Genomic DNA, 24068 nt, shown 5'->3' with positions numbered 1-24068 from the left:
AATTCATCGTTATCGTCCTTGTTGGTTTGATGGCCTTGCAAGCCGCGTTCTAAAGCTGTTTGAGGCATCCCTGGCAGTAAAGTTTCAGTGATATCAATATGCAATAAAGGTATTTATTAAAAGTTTTTTATACCTTTAGAGTCTACTGATCGTGCACTGCGCACCCGGTAGAACTTGCCCATGCCGTACTTCCCAAACACGCTGTCGAGGCCCGTTCCATGACCTTCGACACCGCCTTCATTCTTAGTACACTTCCGGCATTCTTCAAGGCCGTGGGCGTGACCTTGCAGGTCGGCCTGATCGCCATTGCCACTTCGCTGCTGGTCGCCCTGGTCAATGCCACCCTGCTGGTCTTGCGCACGCCCTACCTGTGGCGCCTGGTGCAGGGCTACGTGGAGCTGGCGCGCAACACGCCGCTGCTGATCCAGCTGTTCTTCGTCTACTTCGCCTTGCCCAGCCTGGGCCTGAACATCTCCGGCTTCGCTGCGGCGATCATCACCATGACCTTCATGGGCGGCGCCTACCTCACCGAAGTGCTGCGCGCTGGTGTCGAGGCGGTGCCGCGTGCGCAACTGGAGTCCGGGCGCGCCATCGGCCTTTCCGAAGGCCAGCTGCTGCGCCATGTGATCCTGCCCCAGGCGGGCCTTCTGAGCCTGCCGGCGCTGTTCGCCAACTTCATCTTCCTGCTCAAGGAAACCACGGTGGTGTCGGCCGTGGCCGTGCCCGAGATTCTCTACACCACCAAGAACTACATCGCCCTCTACTACAAGACCTACGAAATGCTCGCCGTGCTGACGCTGCTCTGCGTGCTGCTGTTCCTGCCCCTGTCGCTGCTGCTGCGCTACCTGGAAAGGAGGCTGCAACATGGCCAGTTCGGCGTTTGACCTGCTGCTGGTGTCGCTGCCGCAGCTTGGCCGTGGCGCGGCGCAAACCCTGGCCATCTCGGCCCTGGGCATCGTTTTCGCGACCCTCGGTGGCGTGCTCTACGGCGTGCTGGCAACCCTCGGCAATCGCCTGCTGAACATCGCCTTGCAGGTCTACCTCGAATTGTTCCGGGCGATCCCGGTGCTGGTGTGGTTGTACCTGGTGTTCTTCGGCCTGCCGATCTTCTTCGCCTTGAGCATCCCCAGTTTCTGGTGCGCGGTGCTGGTGCTCGGGCTGTGGGGCGCCAGCGAGGTCGGCGAAGTGGTGCGCGGCGCCTTGCAGTCGCTGCCGCGCGGGCAGCGTGAGGCGGGGCTGTCGATCGGCCTGTCCGGCGCCCAGCTCTACGGCCATGTGCTGCTGCCCCAGGCGCTCAAGCGCATGACCCCGCCGACCATCAACATCTACACGCGGATCATCAAGACCAGCTCGCTGGCGGTGCTGATCGGTGTGGTCGATGTCATCAAGGTGGGCCAGCAGATCATCGAGCGCACCTACGAATCGGTGCTGATCTACGGCGCGCTGTTCCTGTTCTTCTTCATCGTCTGTTACCCGCTGTCCGCCGCCTCGCGCGTGCTGGAGCGGCGCTGGGCCCACTCATGAGCGCACTGATCGAATTCCAGGGTTTCAACAAGTATTTCGGCGAGCACCAGGTGCTCAAGGATGTCGACCTCAAGGTAGAGGCCGGCGAAGTGGTGGTGATCCTCGGCCCCAGCGGCTGCGGCAAGAGCACCCTGCTGCGCTGCCTCAATGGACTGGAAGATGCGCACAGCGGCCAGCTGCGCCTGGCCGGCGAAGCGCTACTGGCACCTGACACCGACTGGCGCCAGGTGCGCCAGCGGGTGGGCATGGTGTTCCAGAGCTATCACCTGTTCGGCCACATGCGGGTGATCGACAACCTGCTGCTGGGCCCGCTCAAGGTGCAGAAGCGCGAGCGCGCCGAAGCCCAGGCCCAGGCCGAAGCCCTGCTGGCCCGCGTCGGCCTGCTGGACAAGCGCGACGCCTACCCGCGCCAGCTGTCCGGCGGCCAGCAGCAGCGCATCGCCATCGTCCGCGCGCTGTGCATGAACCCGCAGGTGATGCTGTTCGACGAGGTGACCGCTGCCCTCGACCCGGAGATGGTCAAGGAGGTGCTGCAGGTGATCCAGGGCCTGGCCCGCGACGGCATGACCTTGCTTATCGTTACCCACGAAATGGCCTTCGCCCGCGCGGTGGCCGACCGAATCGTGTTCATGGAGGCCGGCAGGATCCTTGAACAGAGCGACCCCGAGAGCTTCTTCAGCCAGCCGCGGACCGCACGAGCGCAGCAGTTCCTGGACAAATTCTCCTTCGTCGAAAGCCTGCCCAAGACACTGCATAAGGAACTGTCATGAAAACTGCCCCCCTTACAAAACTGCTGGCGCCGCTGTTCGGCCTGGCCCTGCTGGCCGGCTGCAACAAGGCCGAGGAACCCGCCAAGCCTGCCGCGGCATCGCCTGCGACCAGCTACCTGGAAACCATCAAGGCGCGTGACAAGCTGATCGTCGGCGTGTTCACCGACAAGCCGCCGTTCGGCTTCGTCGATGAAAGCGGCCGCTATGTGGGTTTTGACACCGACATCGGCCGGCGCCTGGCCAAGGACCTGCTCGGCGACGAGAACAAGGTGGAGTTCGTCGCCGTCGAGCCAGCCAGCCGCATCCCGTTCCTGCAAAGCGACAAGGTCGACCTGATCCTCGCCAACATGACCGTGACACCCGAGCGCAAGGAAGCGGTGGACTTCACCAACCCCAACCTGCGCGTGGCCGTGCAGGCCATCGTCGCCGACGGCAGCGCGGTGCAGAAGCTCGATGACCTGGCCGGCAAGACCACCATCGTCACCACCGGCACTACGGCAGACATCTGGCTGAGCAAGCACCACCCGGACTGGAAGCTGCTGAAGTTCGAGAAGAACAGCGAATCGCTGCAAGCGCTGGCCGCCGGCCGTGGCGACGCCTACGCCCAGGACAACCTGATCCTGTTCAGCTGGGCCAAGCAGAACCCGGGTTACCGCGTGTTGCCGCAGCTGCTGGGCGAAGAGGCGCCGATTGCGCCGGCGGTGAAGAAGGGCAACACCGAGCTGCGTGACTGGGTGAATGCCGAGCTGGCCAAGCTGGGCGAGGAGAAGTTCCTGCTCAAGCTGTATGACCAGTATGTGCGCAAGGAACTGAGCGATGACACCAAGCCTGAGAGCGTGATCGTCGAAGGGGGCAAGTGGCAGGGTTGAAATGCGGGGCCGCTTTGCGGCCCATCGCCGGCAAGCCGGCTCCCACAGTGAGGGCGCCGCTGCTCCTGTAGGAGCCGGCTTGCCGGCGATGGGCTGCGAAGCAGCCCTTTACCGACCAGGCAGCAACCGTAACGTGCTCTGCGCCGGAATCACCCCCATCTGCGCCCGCTGATACCGCCCCTCGATATACCCCTGTGCCTGATCCGAATAGTGCCTGTCGAACGGCACCCCACTCTGCCCGACCGGGTTGCTGGTCAGCGCCTGCCCGGCGTCGGCAAAGTCGATCAGCCGCCGTGTCGAAGGCCCGTAGTTCACTGGCCATGGCGCTGGCCCCAGCTTCGCCGACAGGTTGTTGGGCACCTCGTGCGTGCCCGGCGCGGCAAACGGCCCGACGTTGAGCAGCAGGTTCAGCGGCTTCTTCACCCCCAGCGGATGGTTGTGCGTCAGGGTATGGGCCTTGCCCCACTGCCAGCTTGCCGGGTCGTTGCCGAAGGTTTCGCGCAGGTGCTTGAGGCTTTGCTGCCAGGCCAGGCGTACCACGCTGGTGCGGTCGCTGCGCTGGTTGGCGCCCTTGGTGTTCCACCACGGCGACCCGGCGTCGGCGGCCAGGCGCGGCAGCGCGGCATCGATGGCGCGGGTACTGATCAGCACCGGGAACCAGGTGTCGCCCAGTTCGTCATGCAGCGCCGCGTATGCCAGGTCGAAGAGGAACTGGTTGAACAGCGTGGCGCTGGTGGAGTCCAGCGGGTAATCGCCGCGCCAGGCCGCCAGTTGCTCGACCAGCTCCTTTTCCTCGTCGCCCTGGGCGACCTTGCGCAAGGTCGCCAGCAGCGGCGCCAAGGTGCGCGGGCCGTAGTCGCTGGCGGTATCGAGTTGCAGCGCCTGGCTGTTGCTGGTGTCCCACTTCACCTGCGGGTCGGTCAGGTGGCGATCGAGCTGGCGGCCCCGGTCCGGCAGGTTGTAGTAACCCGGAATGCTCACCACGGCGGGTGGTTGGAAGTTGGCCGAGACGATGTAGCCACTGGCCGGGTTTTCCTGTTGCGGGTTGACGCTGAACGGGTAGAAACCCAGCTTGTCGGCCTGGGCGCTGGCGCCATCGAGGATGAACGCCGGGTTGGCCCCGTCCGGGCGAATCGGCAGCTGCGCGGCGGCCCACCAGCCGATATCGCCGCGGGCGTTGGCCCAGACGAAGTTGAGCCCCGGTGCCTGCACCTTGGCTGCCGCTTCGCGCATCTTGGCCAGGGTATCGGCGCGGTTGAGCTGGTAGAAACCGTCAAGGATCGGGTTTTCGGTTTCCAGAAACGCCCACCACATGGCAATCGGCGTGGTGCCGGCCGTGGCGCCGAGCACGTCGTTGACGATCGGCCCGTGGGGCGAGCGGCGCAGGTTGATGGTGACAGGCTGCTCGCCCTTGACCGCGATCTGCTGTTGGGTCTTTTCCAGCGTGCGCCACTGGCCATCGACCAGCACTTGCTCGCTGTTGGCGGGGTTGGTCTTTTCCGCGATCAGGTCGACGTCGTCGTTCTGGAACATGGTCAGGCTCCAGCCGAAGTCGCGGTTGTGCCCGAGCAGCGCGAACGGGTTGAGCGCCTGGAAGTAGCCATACAGGTTGAAGCCCGGCGCCGACAGCTCGGCCTCGTACCACACCGCCGGTACCGCGAAGCTGATGTGCGGGTCGCCGGCCAGCAAGGGCTTGCCGCTGCGGGTGCGGCTGCCGGAAACGGCCCAGGCGTTGCTGCCTTCGAACTGCGGGATGCCGGCGTCGCTGAGGGCCTCGTGGCTGAGGCGGGCCAGTGCTTCCAGGCTCTGCCAGTCGGCTGCCGCCAGTGGGGGGGCCAGTGCGCCGTCGGGCTGCCAGTCGAGGTCGAAGATCTTCAGGTACTGCGGGCCGAGCTGGTCGCGGATGTAGGTCAGTGCAGGTTCTGTGCGAAATGCGGCGGCGAAGCTGTAGGCCAGGTAGCCGGCGATGCTCAGGGTGTCTTCAGCGGTGAACGGCCGCGGCGTGATGCCGATCAGGTCGAACTCCATCGGCTTGCGGTGGCTGGCCTGCCAGGCATTGATGCCATCGAGGTAGGCTTGCAGCGCTTGCCAGGCGGGGGACTGGTGGTCCTGGCGCTGCACCATCAGCGCCGCCTGCTCGCGGATGCGCAGGCTGCGAAACAGCGTGTCGGTAGGCAGCAGCTTGTCGCCCAGCACCTCGGCCAGCTCGCCACGGGCCAGGCGGCGCATGATTTCCATCTGGAACAAGCGGTCCTGGGCGTGCACGTAGCCCAGGGCGCGGTACAGGTCCTGCTCGTTCTGCGCTTGCAGGTGCGGCACGCCGCGGGCGTCGTAGCGCACGGTGACCTGCGCCTGCAACCCGCTGATCGCCACCTCGCCCTCGCGTTGCGGCAGCTTGCTCTGCACGTACCAGTAACCGGCGCCGGCGGCCACTGCCACCACCGCCACGGCCAACAGGGTGAGGCTGCGCTTCATCGAAACTCCTTGTGCATTCGAGCGGAAACTGTGGTCCGATCATCGACGGATTCCGGACAGAGCATAGCCCCCACAGGAGATCCCATGTCCCTCAGCGAAAAACAGAAAATGCTCAGCGGCCAGCTCTACCACGCCGGCTGCCCCGAGCTGCAAGCCGAGCAGATTGCCAACAAGCACTGGATGCACCGTTACAACAACAGCGTCGAACTGCTCAACGACGCCCGCAACGGCCTGCTCGCCGAACACTTCGGCCATGTTGGCGAAGGCACGGTGATTCGCCCGCCGTTCTATTGCGACTACGGCTACAACATCCGCGTGGGGCGCAACTGCTTCATGAACTTCAACTGCGTGATCCTCGACGTGCTGCCAGTGCACATCGGTGACGACTGCCAGATCGGCCCGGCCGTGCAGATCTACACCGCGGACCACCCGCTGGACCCCGAAGTGCGGCGCACCGGCCTGGAAAGCGGGCGGCCGGTGAGCATCGGCAATAACGTGTGGATCGGTGGCGCGGCGATCATCCTGCCTGGCGTGAGCATCGGCGACAACGCCGTGGTGGGCGCCGGCAGCGTGGTGACCCGCGATGTGCCGGCCGGCGCCGTGGTGATGGGCAACCCGGCGCGGGTGCGTCAGCCGGCCCAGGGGCAATAGCAGCCCACCGCCAAGGTGTTGGACGCGCTGACCTGGCGGCCGTCGAGCAATGCCTTGAGGATCGGTTCGATGAAGCTGTTGCTGGCGTTGCAAACGGCGCCTTCGCTGTAGGGGCCGAAATAGGCGAGGTGGCCCTGGCGGTCCCAGATGGCCACGGCGGGGGATGCCGGCAGGTGCTCGCTGCCGGGCAGCTGGGCGATGGGCTCGAGGCTGGCGAGGTTGGCGGGCAACTGGCCGTGGGTGCCTGGCTTCTGCACGACGTGGAAGGCCACGCCTTGGCTGGCGAACTGGCTGACCAGGTCGCCCAGGTGCTGCTGGTTGCCGACGTTGCACGGGCAGGTCGGGTCCCAGAAATGCACCACGCGGATCGGGCCGGGGCCGGCGAGCTCGGCGGGCAGGCGCAGTTGGCTGCCGTCGAAGAGGGTGGCCTGGTTGTCGAAGGGGCGCAGGTAGCGGGACTGGAAGCTGGAGTACGCCTGCCAGAGGATTGCGGCGCCGAGTAGCAACGCGAGCGCGGTGAGGGTTGGTTTGGCTAGGCGGGTCTGCATGGGGTGCGCTGGGGCCTTGAGGTGGATTCACTGGCCCTGTCGCCGGCAAGCCGGCTCCCACAGGTTGCGCTTCGCCGCGAACATTGTGGGAGCCGGCTTGCCGGCGACAGGGCCGGTGCAGGTGTCCCAAGCTTGCCATGATGCAGCCCAGAGCTGAATATCCCAGGTCAATACTCGCTTCGCTGTGGATGTACCCATGCCTGCTGCTTTTCACCCCGACCGCCTGCGCGCCAGCCTCGCGCCCCTTGGCGCACGCCAGCTGTTGTCTGCCGAGGCGCAGCACTACCAGCGCTTCTATGGCCTGGACCTGCCGCTGCAAAGCTGGCTGGGGGGCTTCCAGGCAGCGGGCTTCGAGCTGGTCGGCCAGGTGTGGGTGCCGCAGCAGCCCGTCGCGACCTTGTTCCTGCTGCACGGCTACTACGACCACATGGGCCTGTATCGGCACGTGATCGAGTGGGCGTTGAAGCTGGGTTACGCGGTCATCAGCTGCGACCTGCCAGGCCACGGCCTGTCCAGCGGCGAGCGAGCCAGCATCAGCGATTTCGCGATCTACCAGCAGGTGCTCGATGCCTTGTTCGAACAGGCTCGGCAGCTCGAGCTACCAAGCCCTTGGCATCTGTGCGGGCAGAGCACGGGCGGTGCCATCGCCGTTGACCATCTGCTGCACAAGGGCGCGCAGAGCCCCATCGATGGGCAGACGATCCTGCTCGCGCCGCTGGTGCGGCCGCGTGCCTGGCGCTGGTCGAAGTTCAGTTACCGGGTGCTGCGTCACTTCGTCAACGGCATCGAGCGGCGCTTCAGCGAAAACACCAACGACCCGAACTTCCTGCCGTTCCTGGAGGCCGACCCACTGCAACCGCGGCGCCTGCCAACGGCGTGGGTGGGGGCGTTGATGGCCTGGGTGAAGCGCATCGAGGCGGCGCCGGCCAGCAGCCGGCGGCCGTTGATCGTGCAGGGCGAGGCGGACGGCACGGTGGACTGGCCCTACAACCTCAAGGTGCTCAAGGCCAAGTTCGACCAGCCGCACATTCTGCTGCTGCCCGAGGCCCGCCACCACCTGGCCAACGAGCTGCCGGGCATCCGCCAGCGCTATTTCGACTTCATCGACCAGCGCCTGGGCTGACTACTTCAGGTCTGCGCCGTTCTGCCCCACCGCCAGGCCCGCGCGCACGGCCGCCATGGCGGCCTGGTAGTAGGCCTTGCCTTGCGGCGATTCGGCGAAGGTGGCGAACTCTTCGAGTTCGGCGTCCGACAGGTCGCGGTAGACGTACAGCAGCGTGTTGTTGAGGTCGGCGCCGATCTGGTTCATCAGCCGCTGGCGTTGGCCGTCGAGCAGGCCTTGCGCCTGACCGCCGCCGAACAGGCCGGGGATCATCGAGCTCAAGCTGTCGGCGGCTACCCCGGCAATCGCCAGGCTGACCTCGGCACCCGCTTCGCGGGCAGGCAGCGCCTGGGCCAGGTGGCCGATGATGAGGAGCCGGTTGTCGCTGGCCTGCATCTTCGGCAGGCCCTTGGCGTTCTTGGCCAGTTGGTCCTTGCGCGTGGCCAGCAGTTCGGCGGCGACGATCTTGCGCCCCAGTGGCGACTGGAAGAACGCCAGCGCCGGCGCCGGGTCGGGCAGGGTCGCGCGCAGCTGCGCCTGGGCCCGCCGGTCCATGGCCTGGGCCTGGAAGCGCTGGTTGCTGTTGTCGACCAGTGCTTGGTAGACCGCCGGCGGCAGGCTGTTGCGGTAGCGCTGCTGGGCGGCGCCCAGGGCGTCGTTGAAGTGGGCGCGCTGGTCGGGCCAGCCGGCCGCCTTGTACAGCTCATCGAGGCTGTCTGCCCAGACAGGCATGGTGCAGATCATCAGCAAGAACAGGGAAAACAGACGGTGCATTAAGGACTCCTGTCGGCAGGTGGCTATTGTCCGTGGCAAAACGCCGGTTTGTCGAGATAGGCGCGTGTTTCTCGGCCAAGTGGCGCTGTGCGAGTGCAGGGCTTATGGATATGATGCGCGCCATGCACATATCCCCTGAACACCCGATGCTTGCGGCCGTCGTCGACGATCTGGCCACCCATGGCTGGTCCCAGCAGGCACTGTTCCTGCCCGCCGACCTGGTGCGCGCGCTCGCAGCCGAATGCCGGCGCCGCGATGCCGAAGGCGAACTCAACCCGGCCGGGGTGGGGCGCGGTGTTGCCCAGGAAGTGCGTGAGGCCATCCGCGGTGATCAGATCCAGTGGATCGACCCCGGCCAGGCCGACGCCTGCGATCAGTACCTGGCGGCCATGGACCAGTTGCGCCTGGCCATCAACCAGGGCCTGTTCCTCGGGCTTGAAGACTTCGAGTGCCACTTTGCCCTGTACCCGCCTGGGGCCTTCTACCGCCGGCACCTGGACCGCTTTCGCGACGATGACCGGCGCATGGTTTCGGCGGTGCTGTACCTCAACGAAAACTGGCAGGCACAGGATGGCGGGCAGTTGCGCATGTTCCTGAAGGGCGGCGTGGAGCACGATGTGGCGCCCCAGGCCGGCAGCCTGGTGGTGTTTCTGTCGGGTGAAGTCCCCCATGAAGTGCTGCCCGCCCTGCGGGATCGGCTGTCGTTGACCGGCTGGTTCAGGCGCCGTGGCAATGACCTGTTCTGACCTGCCCAAGGTGCTGGTCAGCGCCTGCCTGCTGGGCCAGCCGGTGCGCTACGACGGGCGAGCCAGCGGGCACCCGGGCCTGTTGCAGCGGTGGCAGGCCGAAGGCCGGGTCGTGCCGTTGTGCCCCGAGGTGGCCGGTGGGCTGCCGACGCCACGGCCGCCTGCGGAGATTCCGGGCGGGCAGGGCGCGGCGGTGCTCGACGGCGGCGCGCAGGTGCTGACGGTGGCGGGCGAGGATGTCAGTGCGGCCTTTCTGGCCGGGGCGCAGCAGGCGCTGCGGCTGGTGCGCCGGCATGGCATCCGCGTGGCGGTGCTCAAGGCGGGCAGCCCGTCTTGTGGTAACCGGTTGACCTACGATGGCACGTTCAGTGGGGTGAAGGTGCCGGGAGAGGGGGTGACCACGGCGTTGCTGCGGCGTGAAGGGGTGCTGGTGTTCAGCGAGCTGGAGCTGGACGAGGCGCAGCGGGCGTTGGCTGAAGTTTGAGGTTGAGGCTGCGGGCCCCATCGCCGGCAAGCCGGCTCCCACATGGGCAACCTCGAACCCTGTGGGAGCCGGCTTGCCGGCGATGAGGCCAGTGGTGGCTACTGCCCGGCAGCGGTCTCCTGCACACCCTTGAACCACTTCTGCTCGAGCTCGGCAGTACGCCCGCTGTCCTTGAGCCGTTGCAGTGCGTTGTTCACGGCGCTCTCGAAGGCCGGGTTGTCCTTCTGGAACGGGATCACCAGCTTCTTCTCGCCGAACGGCAGGCTCACATCGAGCGGGCCGTCACCCTTGGGCGTTTCGCTCGACGGGGTCAGCGCCACGTCGTACTTGCCGCTTTCCACCCCGGGCAGCACCTCTGCCGCGGGGGTTTCGATGAACTCGGCGCGCAGGTCCAGCTGCTTGGCCAGCTCCTGGCCGAACTCGATGTCGAAACCGGTCAGATGGTCGTTTTCCTTGAACGCATACGGTGAATTGTCGGCCTGCACGGCAATGCGCAGTTCGCCCCGGTCGGCGATGTCGTCAATCAGCTCGGCTTGAGCCAATGGCGTGATCAGTACTGCAAGCAGTACGCCTATGGTCGAACGCATGTAGTGCCCCTTTTTCTTTGGCAGATAAATAACGAGCGCCGCAACTTTGTTCCTTCGTTGCGGTCGAGCGCAGCCTATGACCTTGAAGCCTTGGCGAGGTTTAACCCTAACTGAAATATTTCTCTTTGTGGGCTATGGTGAACTTCCGCCGCCACAGGTTTTTAGTGGCGGCGGTCTTTAAGTGAATCACAGGAGAAGTGAATGAACAGCCTATTTTCGCGTGCTGCGGTTGCCGGTCTGCTGATGGGGGCCGCAGTGGTGGCCAGCGCCGCGGATGCGCTCAAGAGCCAGGAGCCGCCCAAGGATGCCAAGGTCTTCATCGTTTCCCCCGCCGATGGCGCCACGGTCGACAAGACCTTCACCGTCAAGTTCGGCATCGAGGGCATGGGCCTCAAGCCTGCAGGCGACCAGACGCCGCACACGGGCCATCATCACCTGCTGGTAGACGTCGACAAGGAACCTGTCGCCGACCAGCCACTGCCGACCAGCCTGATGCCCGAGAGCGGCGTAGCGCTGCCGGCCGGCCCGCAAGTGCTGCATTTTGGCAAGGCGCAGACCGAGGCCACCATCACCCTGGCCCCAGGCAAGCACACGCTGCAACTGGTGCTGGGCGACCAGTACCACGTGCCGTTCAAACCCAGTGTCGAGTCGAAGAAGATCACCGTCGAGGTGAAGTAAGTACAAAAAAAGGGAGGCCACCAGGGCCTCCCTTTTTCATCCAGCGCTTACGCTCAGAACAGGACGCGCGAGCGGATGGTGCCCTTGACCTGTTGCAGTTTCTCTTGCGCCAGGTCGGAGTACTCGGCGTCGACGTCGATTACCACGTAACCCACTTTCTCGTTGGTCTGCAGGAACTGACCGGAGATGTTGATGCCGTTCTCGGCGAAGACCTTGTTGATCTCGCTGAGCACGCCCGGGATGTTTTCGTGGATGTGCAGCAGGCGGTGCTTGCCTGGGTGGGCCGGCAGCGCCACTTCCGGGAAGTTGACCGACGATACGGAGGTACCGTTGTCGCTGTACTTGACCAGCTTCTCGGCCACTTCCAGGCCGATGTTGGCCTGGGCTTCGGCGGTGGAGCCACCGATGTGCGGGGTCAGGATCACGTTGTCCAGGCCACGCAGCGGGCTTTCGAACTCTTCGTCGTTGGAGCGCGGCTCGACCGGGAACACGTCGATGGCGGCGCCGATCAGGTGCTTGTCCTTGATCGCGGCGGCCAGGTGGTCCAGCTCGACCACGGTGCCGCGGGCGGCGTTGATCAGGATCGAGCCCTTCTTCATCGCGCGGATTTCCTTCTCGCCGATCATCCACTGGGTGGATGGCAGCTCAGGCACGTGCAGCGACACGATGTCGGCCAGGCCCAGCAGCTCGTGCAGGCTGGTGACCTGCACGGCGTTGCCCAGCGGCAGCTTGGTCAGCGGGTCGTAGAAGTAGACCTGCATGCCCAGGCTCTCGGCCAGTACCGACAGTTGCGTGCCGATCGAGCCGTAACCGACGATACCCAGCTTCTTGCCACGGATTTCGAAGGAGTTGGCCGCGCTCTTGATCCAGCCGCCACGGTGGCAGGAGGCGTTTTTCTCGGGGATGCCGCGCAGCAGCAGGATGGCTTCGGCCAGCACCAGTTCGGCGACCGAACGGGTGTTGGAGTACGGCGCGTTGAACACGGCGATACCGCGGGCGCGGGCAGCTTCCAGGTCGACCTGGTTGGTGCCGATGCAGAAGCAGCCGACGGCGACCAGTTTCTTGGCGCAGTCGAAGATCTCTTCAGTCAGCTGGGTGCGCGAGCGGATGCCGATGAAGTGGGCATCGGCGATCTTTTCCTTCAGCTCGGCTTCCGGCAACGAACCAGTGAGGTATTCGATGTTGGTGTAGCCGGCAGCCTTGAGGGTATCGACCGCGTTCTGGTGCACACCTTCAAGAAGAAGGAACCTGATCTTGCTCTTGTCGAGAGAAGTCTTGCTCATCTGCGTAAACCTGTATCCCGGAGAAAAAATGGCGAGGGGTGATGCTAGGCGCAGCGGCGGCCTTAGCATGAACAGCGGGAGGGCTATGCTAGCATACGCGACACAATCTGAGCTTATCCCGACAGGTGAAGAGTGCTCAGGGTGACTATGAATAAGTCGAGAGTTCCAGCGATGACTCACCCGGCGGTAATTGATGAACTGATGACCCTTGTTGACCCGGGCAAGGTCCTCACCGACCCGGCTTCCCTGGAGGCCTACGGCAAGGACTGGACCAAGCATTATCCGCCCGCGCCCTCGGCCATCGTGTTCCCGAGGACCGTGGAGCAGGTGCAGGCGATCGTCGGCTGGGCCAATCGCCATCATATTGCCCTGGTGCCGTCGGGCGGCCGCACCGGGCTGTCGGCCGGGGCCGTGGCGGCCAATGGCGAGGTGGTGGTCTCGTTCGACTACATGAACCAGGTTCTCGACTTCAACGCCTTCGACCGCACCGTGGTCTGCCAGCCAGGGGTCATTACCCGCCAGCTGCAGGCGTTTGCCGAAGAGCAGGGCCTTTATTACCCGGTGGATTTCGCCTCCAGCGGCTCCAGCCAGGTTGGCGGCAACATCGGCACCAACGCCGGCGGCATCAAGGTGATCCGCTACGGCATGACCCGCAACTGGGTGGCGGGGCTGAAGGTGGTCACCGGCAAGGGCGAGCTGCTCGAGCTGAACAAGGACCTGATCAAGAACGCCACCGGCTACGACCTGCGCCAGTTGTTCATCGGCGCCGAAGGCACGCTGGGCTTCGTGGTCGAGGCGACCATGCGCCTGGACCGCGCCCCGCGCAACCTTACCGCGATGGTGCTGGGCACGCCGGATTTCGATTCGATCATGCCGGTGCTGCATGCCTTCCAGGGCAAGCTCGACCTCACCGCGTTCGAGTTTTTCTCCGACAAGGGCCTGGCCAAGATCCTGGCGCGGGGCGATGTGCCGGCGCCGTTCGCCACCGACTGCCCGTTCTATGCCCTGCTGGAGTTCGAGGCCAGCACCGAATCGGTGGCCGACGAGGCGCTGGCTACTTTCGAGCACTGCGTGGAACAAGGCTGGGTGCTGGAGGGGGTGATGAGCCAGAGCGAAACCCAGCTCAAGAACCTGTGGAAGCTGCGCGAATACCTGTCGGAAACCATCTCCCACTGGACACCCTACAAGAACGACATTTCCGTCACCGTTTCCAAGGTGCCGGCGTTCCTGCGCGACATCGATGCCATCGTCAGCGAGCACTACCCGCACTACGAAGTGGTCTGGTACGGCCATATCGGCGACGGCAACCTGCACCTGAACATCCTCAAGCCCGAGCACATGAGCAAGGATGACTTCTTTGCCTCGTGCACCAAGGTCAACAAATGGGTGTTCGAGATCGTCCAGCGCTACAACGGCTCGATCTCCGCCGAGCATGGCGTGGGCATGACCAAGCGCGACTACCTGGGGTACAGCCGCTCGGCTGATGAAATTGCCTGCATGAAGGCAATAAAGGCCGTGTTCGACCCTAACGGCATCATGAATCCGGGTAAGATCTTCGCTCCCGAATAAAAAGCAGCAGCCTAGGAGTCGGCCATGAGTTACCAGCACCAGTACGTAGACGGCACGCGCATCCACTTCCCGCTGGGCAAGGTGGTGTGCATCGGCCGCAACTACGCCGAGCACGCCAAGGAACTGGACAACCCCATCCCCAGCGAGCCGCTGCTGTTCATCAAGCCGGGTAGCTGCGTGGTGCCGCTGGAAGGTGGCTTCAAGATCCCGACCGAGCGTGGCTCGGTGCACTACGAGGCGGAAATTGCCGTGCTGCTGGGCAAGTCGCTGTCCACCCATGCCTCCGAGGAGGAGGTGCTGGACGCCATTTCCGGTTATGCGCCGGCGCTGGACCTGACCCTGCGCGACGTGCAGGCCAAGCTCAAGGAGAAGGGCCTGCCCTGGGAACTGGCCAAGAGCTTCGACGGCGCCTGCGTGCTGCCGCCGTTCGTTTCCGCCGCAGCCTTTGAAGATGTAACCGATATCCCGGTGCGCCTGACCGTCAACGGCGAAGTGCGCCAGGATGGCAACAGCGCCATGATGCTCAACCCGATCGTGCCGATGATCCAGTACATGGCCCGGCATTTCTCCCTGCAGGCGGGGGATGTGATCCTCACCGGCACGCCGGCTGGCGTTGGCCCGTTCAATGTGGGCGATGAGCTGGTGCTGGAGCTGCCGGGTGTGAGCCGCTTCGAGAGCCGGGTGCTCTGAGCCTTTACTGAGCACCTTCTCTCTCTGTGGGAGCCGGCTTGCCGGCGATAGGGCCCCTGCAAACCACTAAGGGCCTCATCGCCGGCAAGCCGGCTCCCACAGTGAGCGCGCAAGCAACGCGGTTTACCGTTTTTTCACAACCCATCCGGATAATGCGCGAATCTTCGCCCATTTCACCAGGAACCCCTGCATGGCCTCTTCTTCCAGCGCATCCTCGACCCCCAAGCCAAAACGCCGCTTCTACCGGCGCTGGCCATTCGCCCTGGCCGTGGCTGCGGTGATCGGCTATGGCCTGTCGGTGGCCATGCACTGGGATGACCGCGGGCTGCTGTGGGTCAAGGAAGGCTTCGAAAGCAGCGCCGAGCGCAGCGAAAGCGTGTGGCTGCCGGACTACCAGGTCGATATCGATGCCAAGCCGCTGCCGGGCATGGACGATGACGAAGCCTCGGACGTGGCGTTCAACCCCCAGACCCGCACCTTGTTCGCCGTGATGGGCAAGAACCCGTTCCTGGTCGAGCTCAGCCTGGAAGGCGATGTGCTGCGCCAGATCCCCCTGGTGGGCTGGAACAACCCCGAAGGCGTCGCCGTGCTCGAAGATGGCCAGCTGGCCATTACCGATGAACGCCTGCATGACCTGACCGTGGTCAAGGTGGATGGGCAAACCAAATCGCTCAACCATGCCGATTTCCAGAGCCACGACCTGGGCCCGTCGCCCAAGAGCAACAAGGGTTACGAAGGCATCGCCTGGGACCCGATGCGCCAGCGCCTGGTGATCGGCCAGGAACGGCCGCCGAAGCTGTACACCTGGGCGACCGACGGGCGCACCCCGCTCAAGGGTGAAAAACAGGCGCTGGAAAGCGACGAGCTTGACCTGCGCAACCTCTCGGCGCTTTCCGTCGACCCGCGCACGGGGCATCTGCTGGTGCTGTCGGCCGACTCCAACATGCTGCTGGAGCTCGACGAGCAAGGCCAGCAGGTCAGCTTCATGACCCTGCTGGGTGGCTTCAACGGCCTCAAGGACACCATCCCGCGGGCCGAAGGGGTGACCATGGACGACCAGGGCAACCTGTACATGGTCAGCGAACCGGCACTCTTCTATCGCTTCAAAAAGAACCCACAATAGCTTCAGATCATTCCGACGCTGGGATTAAGCTTTACTTCAGACACCCATGGTTAGATTCGCCACCCCCTGAGCCGAGTCTGCCTTTATGCGCCGTTATGTTCGTCTGCCATTGCTTCTTGTCATTGCCGGGTTGCTGCTACTGGGCCTGGCCGGGCAGGAGTTTCGCCTGTTCGAGCGCACCTGGTTCAACCTCAAGACCTGGTGGCAGCCGGCTGAGCAGAGCATGGGCCTGGACCGCTACCGGGTGGTGGTCGAGGCGCAGCCTGTCGAGGGGCTTGATGATGACCTTTCGGCGCTGACCTACGACCCCGACCGCAAGACCCTGTTCACGGTGACCAACGCCCGCTCCGAGCTGATCGAGCTGTCCCTCGATGGCCGCATCCTGCGGCGCATTCCATTGACCGGCTTCGGCGACCCGGAAGCCGTGGAGTACATCGGCCCCAACAGCTACGTGATTACCGATGAGCGCCAGCAGCGCTTGATCCGCGTGCGCGTCGAAGACGACACGCCGTTTCTCGATGCCGGCGATGCCGAGCAGCTGTCCCTGGGCATTGGCCTGAACGGTAACAAGGGCTTCGAAGGCCTGGCCTACGACTCTGCAGGCAAGCGCCTGTTCGTGGCCAAGGAGCGTGACCCGATGCTGATCTACGAGGTGCTGGGCTTCCCCCACGAGAACCCCGAGCAGCCTTACGCGGTGCACGTGGTGCAGGACCGCAAGCGCGATTCGCGGTTGTTCGTGCGTGATCTTTCCAGCCTTCAGTTCGATGAGCGCAGTGGGCACTTGCTGGCGCTGTCGGATGAGTCGCGGCTGGTGCTGGAGCTGGATGTTCAGGGCAGGCCGCTGAGTACCTTGTCGTTGCGCAAGGGGTTCCAGGGGTTGAAGGAGACGGTGCCGCAGGCGGAAGGGATTGCGATGGACGAGGCGGGGACCATCTACCTGGTCAGTGAGCCGAACCTGTTCTATGTGTTCAAGCAGCCGGCGGATTGACTGGGCTTTGCGGCCCTATCGCCGGCAAGCCGGCTCCCACAGGGTTGTGCGCTGTAGGAGCCGGCTTGCCGGTGATGGCATCACTCGGCCTTGAGGCTCTTCACGCCTTCGGAGGTGCCCAGCAGCAGCAGGTCGGCCGGGCGCGCCGCGAACAGGCCGTTGGTCACAACGCCGACGATGGCGTTGATCTGCGCTTCCAGCTCCACCGGGTTGGTGATCTGCAGGTTGTGCACGTGGAGGATCACGTTGCCGTTGTCGGTCACCACGCCTTCACGGTACACCGGGTCGCCGCCCAGCTTGACCAGCTGGCGCGCCACGTGGCTGCGGGCCATCGGGATCACTTCGACCGGCAGCGGGAAGGCGCCCAGCACCGGTACCAGCTTGCTGGCATCGGCGATGCAGATGAAGGTCTTGGCCACGGCCGCGACGATCTTCTCGCGGGTCAGCGCCGCGCCGCCGCCCTTGATCAGGTTCAGGTGCGCGTCGCTTTCGTCGGCGCCGTCGATGTAGAACTCAAGCTCGCTGACGCTGTTCAGCTCATACACCGGGATGCCATGGCCCTTCAGGCGCTGGGCCGTGGCCTCGGAGCTGGCGACCGCGCCGTCGAAGGCGGTCTTGTGCTTTGCCAGGGCGTCGATGAAGCAGTTGGCGGTCGAACCGGTTCCGACGCCGACGACGCTCTTTTCATCCAGCTTGGGCAGAATGAAGTCGACAGCGGCCTGGGCGACGGCCTGTTTGAGTTGGTCCTGGGTCATGCGGGCTCCGAAAGGGGCAGGGCGGTTTCAAAGTTGCCTAGTATAACGGCTTGGGCGGCTTTGCTGTGGTCGCCCGACGTAGCGCTGGGGTAGACTCGCAGCCCTTGTCCCGCGGCCAGTGATGCTTTCCCGATGCTCGAACAGTACGTCAAGAAGATCCTCACCTCGCGCGTCTACGACGTCGCTGTCGAAACCCCGTTGCAGAGCGCCCCACAGCTGAGCAAGCGGCTGGGCAACCAGATTCTGCTCAAGCGCGAAGACCTGCAGCCGGTGTTTTCCTTCAAGATCCGTGGGGCGTACAACAAGCTGGCGCAACTGAGCCCTGAAGAACTGGCCCGTGGCGTGGTCACCGCCTCGGCCGGCAACCACGCCCAGGGTGTGGCCCTGGCGGCCCGCGAGCTGGGCATCAAGGCCACCATCGTGATGCCCAAGACCACCCCGGAGATCAAGGTCGAAGGCGTGCGTTCGCGGGGCGGCAAGGTGGTGCTGCACGGCGACTCGTTCCCTGAGGCGCTGGCCTATTCGCTGAAACTGGTCGATGAGAAGGGCTTCGTCTATATCCACCCCTATGACGACCCGCACACCATCGCCGGCCAGGGCACCGTGGCCATGGAAATTCTCCGCCAACACCCTGGCCAGCTGGACGCGATCTTCGTGCCGGTCGGTGGCGGTGGCCTGATCGCCGGCATTGCCGCCTACGTGAAGTACCTGCGCCCGGAAATCAAGGTGATCGGTGTGGAGCCGGACGACTCCAACTGCCTGCAGGCAGCCATGGCTGCTGGCGAGCGCGTGGTGCTGCCGCAGGTCGGGCTGTTTGCCGATGGCGTGGCGGTGGCGCAGATCGGCCAGCACACCTTCGACATCTGCCGCCTGCATGTGGATGAGGTGGTGACCGTCAGCACCGACGAGATCTGTGCGGCAATCAAGGACATCTACGACGATACCCGCTCGATCACCGAACCTGCCGGCGCCTTGGGCGTTGCCGGGATCAAGAAGTATGTCGAGCTCAAGGGCGTCACCGGGCAGACGCTGGTGGCCATCGACTCCGGCGCCAACGTCAACTTCGACCGCCTGCGCCACGTGGCCGAGCGTGCCGAGCTGGGCGAGAAGCGCGAAGCGATCATCGCCGTGACCATCCCCGAGCGCCCGGGCAGCTTCAAGGCCTTCTGCGAGGCCATCGGCAAGCGCCAGATCACCGAATTCAACTACCGCAAGCACACCTCCGACGAGGCGCACATCTTCGTCGGCGTGCAGACCCACCCGGAAAACGACCCGCGCGCCGCGCTGGTGCAGCAGTTGACCGAGCAGGGCTTCCCGGTCACCGACCTGACCGACAACGAGCTGGCCAAGTTGCACATCCGCCATATGGTCGGTGGCCATTCGGCCGGCGCCCGCGACGAGATCGTGCTGCGTTTCGAGTTCCCCGAGCGGCCGGGGGCGTTGTTCAACTTCCTCAACAAGCTGGGCGGGCGCTGGAACATCTCGATGTTCCACTACCGCAACCACGGCGCCGCCGATGGGCGCGTGGTGGCGGGGCTGCAGGTGCCCGAAGACGAGCGCCACCTGGTGCCGGCGGCGCTGGCCAAGATTGGCTACCCGTACTGGGACGAAACCGATAACCCGGCCTATCGGCTGTTCCTGGGCTGAGCGGCTAAGCTTGCCTTACCGCTCAAGGACATGAAGCCATGGAACACCTGACAACCCTCAAGACGCTGCACATCATCGCCACAGCCGTGCTGCTGCTGGGCGCACTGGGCCTGGCGATCTGGACAGTACGTGCCCGCCGCCAGGGTGATGCAGAGGCTTATGCCAAGCTGCTGCGCCGGCCGCTGGTGTTCGTCTGGTTGCTGATGGGCGTGTGCCTGGTGAGCATGCCGTTCACCGGCTGGTGGCTGGTGCATCTGGTCGGCTGGCCGCTGGGGCAGGCGTGGGTGCTGGCGTCCAGCGTCATCTATACGCTTGGCGCGTTTGCCGTGTGGTGGCTGCTGGTGCGCCTGAACCGGCTGCGCAGGGCCGAGGTGGTGGGGTTGCGGTTTACCCTGGCCCTGGCGGTGTTCAGTGGGGTGTGCTTCTTGTCCATTGCCGGGCTGATGGGCGCCAAGCCGGTTTGAGGCAGGGGAGGGCTTCGCCCTCCATCGCGACACAAGGCCGCTCCTACAGAGAACGCGCCCCCCGGTAGGAGCGGCCTTGTGTCGCGAAAGGGCCGCAAAGCGGCCCCGGCATTCTCAATCCCTCAACGAAATCACCGGCCACCCACGCCGCTCGGCCTCCACCTGCAGCTTAGGGTCCGGATCCACCGCCACCGCGTGCGTCACCCGCTCCAGCAACGGCAAATCATTCATCGAGTCGCTATAGAAATAGCTGTCCTCCAGATCGAAGCCGTTCTCCAGCATCCAGCGCTCCAGCCTCGTCACCTTGCCTTCACGGAAGCACGGTATATCGGTACTACGCCCGGTATAGCGGCCATCGCGCATCTCGCATTCGGTGGCCAGCAGCACGCGCACGCCCAGGCGGCGCGCAATGGGCGCGGTCACGAAACGATTGGTGGCGGTGATGATCACCAGCTGGTCACCGGCCTCGCGGTGCTGCTGCAACAAGGCCAGGGCCTTGGGCAGGATGATCGGCTCGATGCAGTCGCGCATGAATTCGCCATGCCACTGGTCGAGTTGCGCGGGCTCGGTGGCCGCGAAGATTTCCATGGAAAAGGCCAGGTAGGCCTGCAGGTCCAGGGTGCCGTTCAGGTAGTCCTGATAGAAGGCATCGTTGCGTTGCTTGTAGGCGACCGGGTCGAGAATGCCCCGCTCGCACAGGTAGTCACCCCAGGCATGGTCGCTGTCGCCACCGAGGAGGGTATTGTCCAGGTCGAATAAAGCCAGGCGCATCGCGGGTACTCGCATCAGCTACAGGGTAGCCCCGCAGAATACGGAGTTTTCACCGCGCTGCACATAAGCTTGGCGGGCGCGTTGCTGCGCTCGCAGGCTTTGTGGAACAATGCGGTGACATGCGTTTGCGAGGTTGCTGCCGTGATCGACCCGGATGGTTTTCGCCCCAATGTCGGGATCATTCTTACGAATGATGCCGGGCAGGTGCTATGGGCTCGGCGGATCAACCAGGATGCCTGGCAATTCCCGCAGGGTGGTATCAACCCTGACGAGACGCCGGAAGATGCCCTGTACCGCGAGCTGAACGAAGAAGTTGGCCTTGAACGCGATGATGTGGAAATTCTTGCCTGCACCCGCGGCTGGTTGCGTTATCGTTTACCCCAGCGTCTGGTCCGCACCCACAGCCAACCGCTGTGCATCGGCCAGAAGCAGAAGTGGTTCCTGCTGCGCCTGGTGAGCAATGAGCAACGGGTGCGGATGGACCTGACCGGCAAACCGGAATTCGACGGCTGGCGTTGGGTCAGCTATTGGTATCCGCTGGGCCAGGTGGTGACATTCAAGCGCGAGGTATACCGCCGCGCCCTGAAAGAGCTAGCACCGCGTCTGCTGACGCGCGACTGACGACGGAGTTCGACCCCGAGCCATGCTCAATACGCTGCGCAAGATCGTCCAGGAAGTGAACTCCGCCAAAGATCTCAAGACGGCGTTGGGGATCATTGTCTTGCGCGTCAAGGAGGCCATGGGCAGCCAGGTCTGCTCGGTGTACCTGCTCGACCCGGAAACCAACCGTTTCGTGCTGATGGCCACCGAAGGCCTGAACAAGCGCTCCATCGGCAAGGTCAGCATGGCCCCCAACGAAGGCCTGGTCGGCCTGGTCGGTACCCGGGAAGAGCCGCTGAACCTGGAAAACGCCGCCGATCACCCGCGTTACCGCTACTTCGCCGAAACCGGTGAAGAGAAGTTCGCCTCGTTCCTCGGCGCGCCGATCATTCACCACCGCCGGGTGGTGGGCGTGCTGGTCATCCAGCAGAAAGAGCGCCGCCAGTTCGATGAAGGCGAAGAGGCCTTCCTGGTCACCATGAGCGCGCAGCTCGCCGGGGTTATCGCCCATGCCGAGGCCACCGGCTCGATTCGTGGCCTGGGCCGCCAGGGCAAGGGCATCCAGGAAGCGCGCTTCGTCGGCGTGCCAGGCTCGCCGGGCGCTGCGGTCGGGCGGGCGGTGGTGATGCTGCCGCCGGCCGACCTCGAAGTGGTGCCGGACAAGGCCGTCGAAGACATCGACGGCGAACTCAAACTGTTCCAGAACGCCCTCGAAGGCGTGCGCGAAGACATGCGCAAGCTGTCGGCCAAGCTGGCCACCCAGCTGCGCCCGGAAGAGCGCGCGCTGTTCGACGTGTACCTGATGATGCTCGAAGACGCGGCCCTGGGCGGCGAGGTGATGGAAGTCATCAAGACCGGCCAATGGGCGCAGGGCGCGTTGCGCCAGGTGGTCGGCGAGCACGTCAACCGCTTCGAGCTGATGGACGACGATTACCTGCGCGAGCGCGCCTCCGACGTCAAGGACCTTGGCCGCCGCCTGCTGGCCTACCTGCAGGAAGCCCGCTCGCAATCGCTGGTGTATGCCGACAACACCATCCTGGTCAGCGAAGAGCTGACCCCGGCCATGCTCGGCGAAGTGCCCGAAGGCAAGCTGGTGGGCCTGGTGTCGGTGCTGGGTTCGGGTAACTCGCACGTTGCCATCCTCGCCCGGGCCATGGGCATCCCCACGGTGATGGGCCTGGTCGACCTGCCGTATTCCAAGGTCGACGGCATCGAGATGATCGTCGACGGCTACAAGGGTGAGGTGTTCACCAACCCCAGCGACGTGCTGCGCAAGCAGTACAGCGAAGTGGTCGAGGAAGAACGCCAGCTGGCCCAGGGCCTCGATGCCCTGCGCGAACTGCCCTGCGTCACCCCCGACGGCCACCGCATGCCGCTGTGGGTCAACACCGGCCTGCTCGCCGATGTCGCCCGTGCCCAGCAGCGTGGCGCCGAAGGTGTCGGCCTGTACCGCACCGAAGTGCCGTTCATGATCAACCAGCGCTTCCCCAGCGAAAAGGAGCAGTTGGCGATCTACCGCGAGCAACTGGCGGCCTTCCACCCGCTGCCGGTGACCATGCGTACCCTCGACATCGGCGGCGACAAGTCGCTGTCGTATTTCCCGATCAAGGAAGAGAACCCGTTCCTGGGCTGGCGCGGCATCCGCGTGACCCTCGACCACCCGGAGATCTTCCTGGTCCAGACCCGCGCCATGCTCAAGGCCAGCGAAGGCCTGAACAACCTGCGCATCCTGCTGCCGATGATTTCGGGCATCCACGAGCTGGAAGAGGCCCTGCACCTGATCCACCGCGCCTGGGGCGAGGTGCGCGACGAAGGTACCGATGTGCCGATGCCGCCGGTGGGGGTGATGGTGGAGATTCCGGCGGCCGTGTACCAGACCAAGGAGCTGGCGCGGCAGGTGGACTTCCTGTCGGTCGGCTCCAACGACCTGACCCAGTACCTTTTGGCGGTCGACCGCAACAACCCGCGGGTCGCCGACCTCTACGACTACCTCCACCCGGCGGTGCTGCAGGCCCTGAATACCGTGGTGCGCGATGCCCATGGCGAAGGCAAGCCGGTGAGCATCTGCGGCGAAATGGCCGGTGACCCGGCGGCGGCGATCCTGTTGATGGCCATGGGCTTCGACAGCCTGTCGATGAACGCCACCAACCTGCCGAAGGTGAAGTGGATGCTGCGCCAGATGAACATGAGCAAGGCCCAGGAGCTGCTGGCCGAGGCCATGAGCCATGACAACCCGCAAGTTATCCACAGCTCGCTGCAGCTGGCGCTGAAGAACCTTGGCTTGGCGCGGATGATCGGGCCTGGGGCGAACAAGACTTTATAGGTGTGCTGTACCTGCTGGCCCTATCGCCGGCAAGCCGGCTCCCACAGCTCAGGAAATGTGGGGACTCCTGTGGAAGCCGGCTTGCCGGCGATGAGGCCCGTCAGACCATCAACTCGACTTCCCCCAAGTGCCCGCCAAACGGCCCGAAACTGCGCTCGATCAGCCGCCTTCTGCCCTGATCATCGACAATCAACACAGTGCTGGCCCGCGTTCCGTAGTTCTGGCTGGCAATGAACACGCTCGACAGCAGCTTCTCGGTCGCCACCCCCACCCCCGTCTCCGGCAGTTCGCTGTCCGCCGCCGGCTCCGCATCGGCCAGCAAGGCCAGTAACTGCTGCGGCTGCGCCGACTCCAGCAAGCCCTCCAGCCCCGCGCGGGCCTTCACCAGTTTTGGCCAAGGCGTATCCAGCCCGGCATTGGAAAGCCCGTACACCCCTGCCTCAAGCAGCTGCGGCGCCGCATCCCGGGCATGCAGGTAGCCCAGCCGGCCCCTGTCGCCCACCAGCAGGTTGAACCCCGAATATTGCCCGCTGCGGCTGGCGACCTGGTCCAGGTAAGCCTCGACACCCAGCTCACCCTTGAGGAACCCCGCCACCAGCTCGCCGCGGCTGCGCGGCCCGAGCGGCTGGCCCGGTTCGCGAATGTTG

Annotated in this window: 25 protein-coding genes; 17 read left to right on the top strand and 8 right to left on the bottom strand. The window is 64.7% G+C overall.

From position 1 onward, the window contains the following. Positions 1-218 precede the first annotated feature (218 nt). Genes L6D75_RS21620 through L6D75_RS21605 form a run of 4 tightly spaced genes read left to right on the top strand, consistent with a single transcriptional unit; the run spans position 219 to position 3163 of the window. Entirely contained in the window at positions 219-884 is a 666-nt protein-coding gene (locus L6D75_RS21620) for an amino acid ABC transporter permease (RefSeq protein ID WP_176517800.1), read from the top strand. After that, positions 865-1524 (top strand): amino acid ABC transporter permease, encoded by a 660-nt coding sequence (locus L6D75_RS21615; RefSeq protein ID WP_176517799.1) that lies wholly within the window; start codon positions 865-867, stop codon positions 1522-1524. The genes L6D75_RS21620 and L6D75_RS21615 overlap by 20 nt, the downstream gene beginning before the upstream one ends. After that, positions 1521-2294, top strand: a complete 774-nt coding sequence (locus L6D75_RS21610) for an amino acid ABC transporter ATP-binding protein (protein ID WP_176517798.1) — start codon at positions 1521-1523, stop codon at positions 2292-2294. The genes L6D75_RS21615 and L6D75_RS21610 overlap by 4 nt, the downstream gene beginning before the upstream one ends. After that, the gene (locus tag L6D75_RS21605; RefSeq protein ID WP_176517797.1) at positions 2291-3163 is read left to right on the top strand and encodes a transporter substrate-binding domain-containing protein; all 873 of its coding nucleotides are present in this window, start codon (positions 2291-2293) and stop codon (positions 3161-3163) included. The genes L6D75_RS21610 and L6D75_RS21605 overlap by 4 nt, the downstream gene beginning before the upstream one ends. A gap of 108 nt (positions 3164-3271) precedes the next feature. Here L6D75_RS21605 and L6D75_RS21600 read toward each other — a convergent pair whose 3' ends face one another. Next, entirely contained in the window at positions 3272-5638 is a 2367-nt protein-coding gene (locus L6D75_RS21600; protein WP_176517796.1) for a penicillin acylase family protein, read from the bottom strand. A gap of 84 nt (positions 5639-5722) precedes the next feature. Between L6D75_RS21600 and L6D75_RS21595 the strand changes: the two genes are divergently transcribed. Then, positions 5723-6289 carry a sugar O-acetyltransferase gene (locus L6D75_RS21595; RefSeq protein ID WP_176517795.1) on the top strand — a complete coding sequence of 189 codons (567 nt, stop codon included), beginning with the start codon at positions 5723-5725 and terminating at the stop codon, positions 6287-6289. Here the strand turns inward: L6D75_RS21595 and L6D75_RS21590 are convergent. Continuing rightward, entirely contained in the window at positions 6268-6837 is a 570-nt protein-coding gene (locus L6D75_RS21590; protein ID WP_176517794.1) for a DUF6436 domain-containing protein, read from the bottom strand. The two genes, L6D75_RS21595 and L6D75_RS21590, sit on opposite strands and share 22 nt — an antisense overlap. A gap of 196 nt (positions 6838-7033) precedes the next feature. On the opposite strand from L6D75_RS21590, the gene bipL reads away from it, so the two are divergent. Beyond that, entirely contained in the window at positions 7034-7960 is a 927-nt protein-coding gene (gene bipL / locus L6D75_RS21585; protein ID WP_176517793.1) for a phospholipase BipL, read from the top strand. Here the strand turns inward: bipL and L6D75_RS21580 are convergent, their stop codons facing one another. Continuing rightward, positions 7961-8713 (bottom strand): DUF2059 domain-containing protein, encoded by a 753-nt coding sequence (locus L6D75_RS21580; RefSeq protein ID WP_176517792.1) that lies wholly within the window; start codon positions 8711-8713, stop codon positions 7961-7963. A gap of 113 nt (positions 8714-8826) precedes the next feature. Here L6D75_RS21580 and L6D75_RS21575 point away from each other — a divergent pair, with 113 nt between their 5' ends. Next, positions 8827-9459 (top strand): 2OG-Fe(II) oxygenase, encoded by a 633-nt coding sequence (locus tag L6D75_RS21575; protein ID WP_176517812.1) that lies wholly within the window; start codon positions 8827-8829, stop codon positions 9457-9459. Continuing rightward, complete coding sequence (locus tag L6D75_RS21570; RefSeq protein ID WP_176517791.1) at positions 9446-9943, top strand: 2-thiouracil desulfurase family protein; 498 nt, start codon at positions 9446-9448, stop codon at positions 9941-9943. The genes L6D75_RS21575 and L6D75_RS21570 overlap by 14 nt, the downstream gene beginning before the upstream one ends. Before the next feature lie 98 nt (positions 9944-10041). Here the strand turns inward: L6D75_RS21570 and L6D75_RS21565 are convergent, their stop codons facing one another. After that, a complete protein-coding gene (locus L6D75_RS21565; protein ID WP_176517790.1) occupies positions 10042-10530 on the bottom strand; it encodes a substrate-binding periplasmic protein in 489 nt (162 codons plus the stop codon). Between the two features lie 201 nt (positions 10531-10731). On the opposite strand from L6D75_RS21565, the gene L6D75_RS21560 reads away from it, so the two are divergent. Next, entirely contained in the window at positions 10732-11208 is a 477-nt protein-coding gene (locus L6D75_RS21560) for a DUF4399 domain-containing protein (protein WP_176517789.1), read from the top strand. Between the two features lie 53 nt (positions 11209-11261). Here L6D75_RS21560 and serA read toward each other — a convergent pair whose 3' ends face one another. Next, on the bottom strand, positions 11262-12491 hold the full coding sequence (gene serA / locus L6D75_RS21555; protein WP_176517788.1) for a phosphoglycerate dehydrogenase: 1230 nt from the start codon (positions 12489-12491) through the stop codon (positions 11262-11264). Between the two features lie 171 nt (positions 12492-12662). On the opposite strand from serA, the gene L6D75_RS21550 reads away from it, so the two are divergent. From L6D75_RS21550 to L6D75_RS21535, 4 genes are all read left to right on the top strand, one after another. Continuing rightward, complete coding sequence (locus tag L6D75_RS21550; RefSeq protein ID WP_176517811.1) at positions 12663-14060, top strand: FAD-binding oxidoreductase; 1398 nt, start codon at positions 12663-12665, stop codon at positions 14058-14060. 24 nt (positions 14061-14084) lie between these two features. Beyond that, positions 14085-14750, top strand: a complete 666-nt coding sequence (locus L6D75_RS21545; RefSeq protein ID WP_176517787.1) for a fumarylacetoacetate hydrolase family protein — start codon at positions 14085-14087, stop codon at positions 14748-14750. 190 nt (positions 14751-14940) lie between these two features. Next, entirely contained in the window at positions 14941-15873 is a 933-nt protein-coding gene (locus L6D75_RS21540) for an SdiA-regulated domain-containing protein (RefSeq protein ID WP_176517786.1), read from the top strand. A gap of 85 nt (positions 15874-15958) precedes the next feature. Next, on the top strand, positions 15959-16861 hold the full coding sequence (locus tag L6D75_RS21535; protein ID WP_176517785.1) for an SdiA-regulated domain-containing protein: 903 nt from the start codon (positions 15959-15961) through the stop codon (positions 16859-16861). 80 nt (positions 16862-16941) lie between these two features. Here L6D75_RS21535 and rpiA read toward each other — a convergent pair whose 3' ends face one another. Beyond that, positions 16942-17616, bottom strand: a complete 675-nt coding sequence (gene rpiA, locus L6D75_RS21530) for a ribose-5-phosphate isomerase RpiA (RefSeq protein ID WP_176517784.1) — start codon at positions 17614-17616, stop codon at positions 16942-16944. Positions 17617-17748: 132 nt separating this feature from the next. Here rpiA and ilvA point away from each other — a divergent pair, with 132 nt between their 5' ends. Both ilvA and L6D75_RS21520 read left to right on the top strand, forming a co-directional pair. Next, positions 17749-19263 carry a threonine ammonia-lyase, biosynthetic gene (gene ilvA, locus L6D75_RS21525; protein WP_176517783.1) on the top strand — a complete coding sequence of 505 codons (1515 nt, stop codon included), beginning with the start codon at positions 17749-17751 and terminating at the stop codon, positions 19261-19263. A 38-nt stretch (positions 19264-19301) separates the two neighbouring features. Then, entirely contained in the window at positions 19302-19727 is a 426-nt protein-coding gene (locus L6D75_RS21520; protein ID WP_176517782.1) for a DUF2269 domain-containing protein, read from the top strand. 114 nt (positions 19728-19841) lie between these two features. Here L6D75_RS21520 and L6D75_RS21515 read toward each other — a convergent pair whose 3' ends face one another. Further along, positions 19842-20498 (bottom strand): histidinol-phosphatase, encoded by a 657-nt coding sequence (locus tag L6D75_RS21515; protein ID WP_176517781.1) that lies wholly within the window; start codon positions 20496-20498, stop codon positions 19842-19844. Positions 20499-20639: 141 nt separating this feature from the next. Between L6D75_RS21515 and L6D75_RS21510 the strand changes: the two genes are divergently transcribed. Both L6D75_RS21510 and ptsP read left to right on the top strand, forming a co-directional pair. Continuing rightward, positions 20640-21119 (top strand): RNA pyrophosphohydrolase, encoded by a 480-nt coding sequence (locus L6D75_RS21510; RefSeq protein ID WP_003249017.1) that lies wholly within the window; start codon positions 20640-20642, stop codon positions 21117-21119. 22 nt (positions 21120-21141) lie between these two features. Then, the gene (gene ptsP, locus L6D75_RS21505; protein ID WP_176517780.1) at positions 21142-23421 is read left to right on the top strand and encodes a phosphoenolpyruvate--protein phosphotransferase; all 2280 of its coding nucleotides are present in this window, start codon (positions 21142-21144) and stop codon (positions 23419-23421) included. A gap of 100 nt (positions 23422-23521) precedes the next feature. On the opposite strand, the gene L6D75_RS21500 is transcribed toward ptsP, so the two are convergent. Next, on the bottom strand, positions 23522-24068 hold a 547-nt coding region (locus L6D75_RS21500), incomplete at its 5' end, for an NRDE family protein (protein ID WP_236193818.1).

The organism is Pseudomonas faucium (assembly GCF_021602585.1).
Lineage (GTDB): Bacteria > Pseudomonadota > Gammaproteobacteria > Pseudomonadales > Pseudomonadaceae > Aquipseudomonas > Aquipseudomonas faucium.
Note: the sequence above shows the minus strand (reverse complement) of the source record. Positions and strands in the feature narration are given on the sequence as shown.

Bases quoted from the DNA above. Each gene is read 5' to 3' on its own strand.
- L6D75_RS21560 (WP_176517789.1), top strand. From the start codon at position 10,732: ATGAACAGCCTATTTTCGCGTGCTGCGGTTGCCGGTCTGCTGATGGGG.
- L6D75_RS21615 (WP_176517799.1), top strand. From the start codon at position 865: ATGGCCAGTTCGGCGTTTGACCTGCTGCTGGTGTCGCTGCCGCAGCTT.
- L6D75_RS21590 (WP_176517794.1), bottom strand. From the start codon at position 6,837: ATGCAGACCCGCCTAGCCAAACCAACCCTCACCGCGCTCGCGTTGCTA.
- ilvA (WP_176517783.1), top strand. From the start codon at position 17,749: ATGCTCGAACAGTACGTCAAGAAGATCCTCACCTCGCGCGTCTACGAC.
- L6D75_RS21595 (WP_176517795.1), top strand. From the start codon at position 5,723: ATGTCCCTCAGCGAAAAACAGAAAATGCTCAGCGGCCAGCTCTACCAC.
- L6D75_RS21545 (WP_176517787.1), top strand. From the start codon at position 14,085: ATGAGTTACCAGCACCAGTACGTAGACGGCACGCGCATCCACTTCCCG.
- serA (WP_176517788.1), bottom strand. From the start codon at position 12,491: ATGAGCAAGACTTCTCTCGACAAGAGCAAGATCAGGTTCCTTCTTCTT.
- L6D75_RS21535 (WP_176517785.1), top strand. From the start codon at position 15,959: ATGCGCCGTTATGTTCGTCTGCCATTGCTTCTTGTCATTGCCGGGTTG.
- ptsP (WP_176517780.1), top strand. From the start codon at position 21,142: ATGCTCAATACGCTGCGCAAGATCGTCCAGGAAGTGAACTCCGCCAAA.
- bipL (WP_176517793.1), top strand. From the start codon at position 7,034: ATGCCTGCTGCTTTTCACCCCGACCGCCTGCGCGCCAGCCTCGCGCCC.
- L6D75_RS21600 (WP_176517796.1), bottom strand. From the start codon at position 5,638: ATGAAGCGCAGCCTCACCCTGTTGGCCGTGGCGGTGGTGGCAGTGGCC.
- L6D75_RS21550 (WP_176517811.1), top strand. From the start codon at position 12,663: ATGACTCACCCGGCGGTAATTGATGAACTGATGACCCTTGTTGACCCG.
- L6D75_RS21610 (WP_176517798.1), top strand. From the start codon at position 1,521: ATGAGCGCACTGATCGAATTCCAGGGTTTCAACAAGTATTTCGGCGAG.
- L6D75_RS21605 (WP_176517797.1), top strand. From the start codon at position 2,291: ATGAAAACTGCCCCCCTTACAAAACTGCTGGCGCCGCTGTTCGGCCTG.
- L6D75_RS21565 (WP_176517790.1), bottom strand. From the start codon at position 10,530: ATGCGTTCGACCATAGGCGTACTGCTTGCAGTACTGATCACGCCATTG.
- L6D75_RS21520 (WP_176517782.1), top strand. From the start codon at position 19,302: ATGGAACACCTGACAACCCTCAAGACGCTGCACATCATCGCCACAGCC.
- L6D75_RS21575 (WP_176517812.1), top strand. From the start codon at position 8,827: ATGCGCGCCATGCACATATCCCCTGAACACCCGATGCTTGCGGCCGTC.
- L6D75_RS21580 (WP_176517792.1), bottom strand. From the start codon at position 8,713: ATGCACCGTCTGTTTTCCCTGTTCTTGCTGATGATCTGCACCATGCCT.
- L6D75_RS21540 (WP_176517786.1), top strand. From the start codon at position 14,941: ATGGCCTCTTCTTCCAGCGCATCCTCGACCCCCAAGCCAAAACGCCGC.
- rpiA (WP_176517784.1), bottom strand. From the start codon at position 17,616: ATGACCCAGGACCAACTCAAACAGGCCGTCGCCCAGGCCGCTGTCGAC.
- L6D75_RS21570 (WP_176517791.1), top strand. From the start codon at position 9,446: ATGACCTGTTCTGACCTGCCCAAGGTGCTGGTCAGCGCCTGCCTGCTG.
- L6D75_RS21515 (WP_176517781.1), bottom strand. From the start codon at position 20,498: ATGCGCCTGGCTTTATTCGACCTGGACAATACCCTCCTCGGTGGCGAC.
- L6D75_RS21620 (WP_176517800.1), top strand. From the start codon at position 219: ATGACCTTCGACACCGCCTTCATTCTTAGTACACTTCCGGCATTCTTC.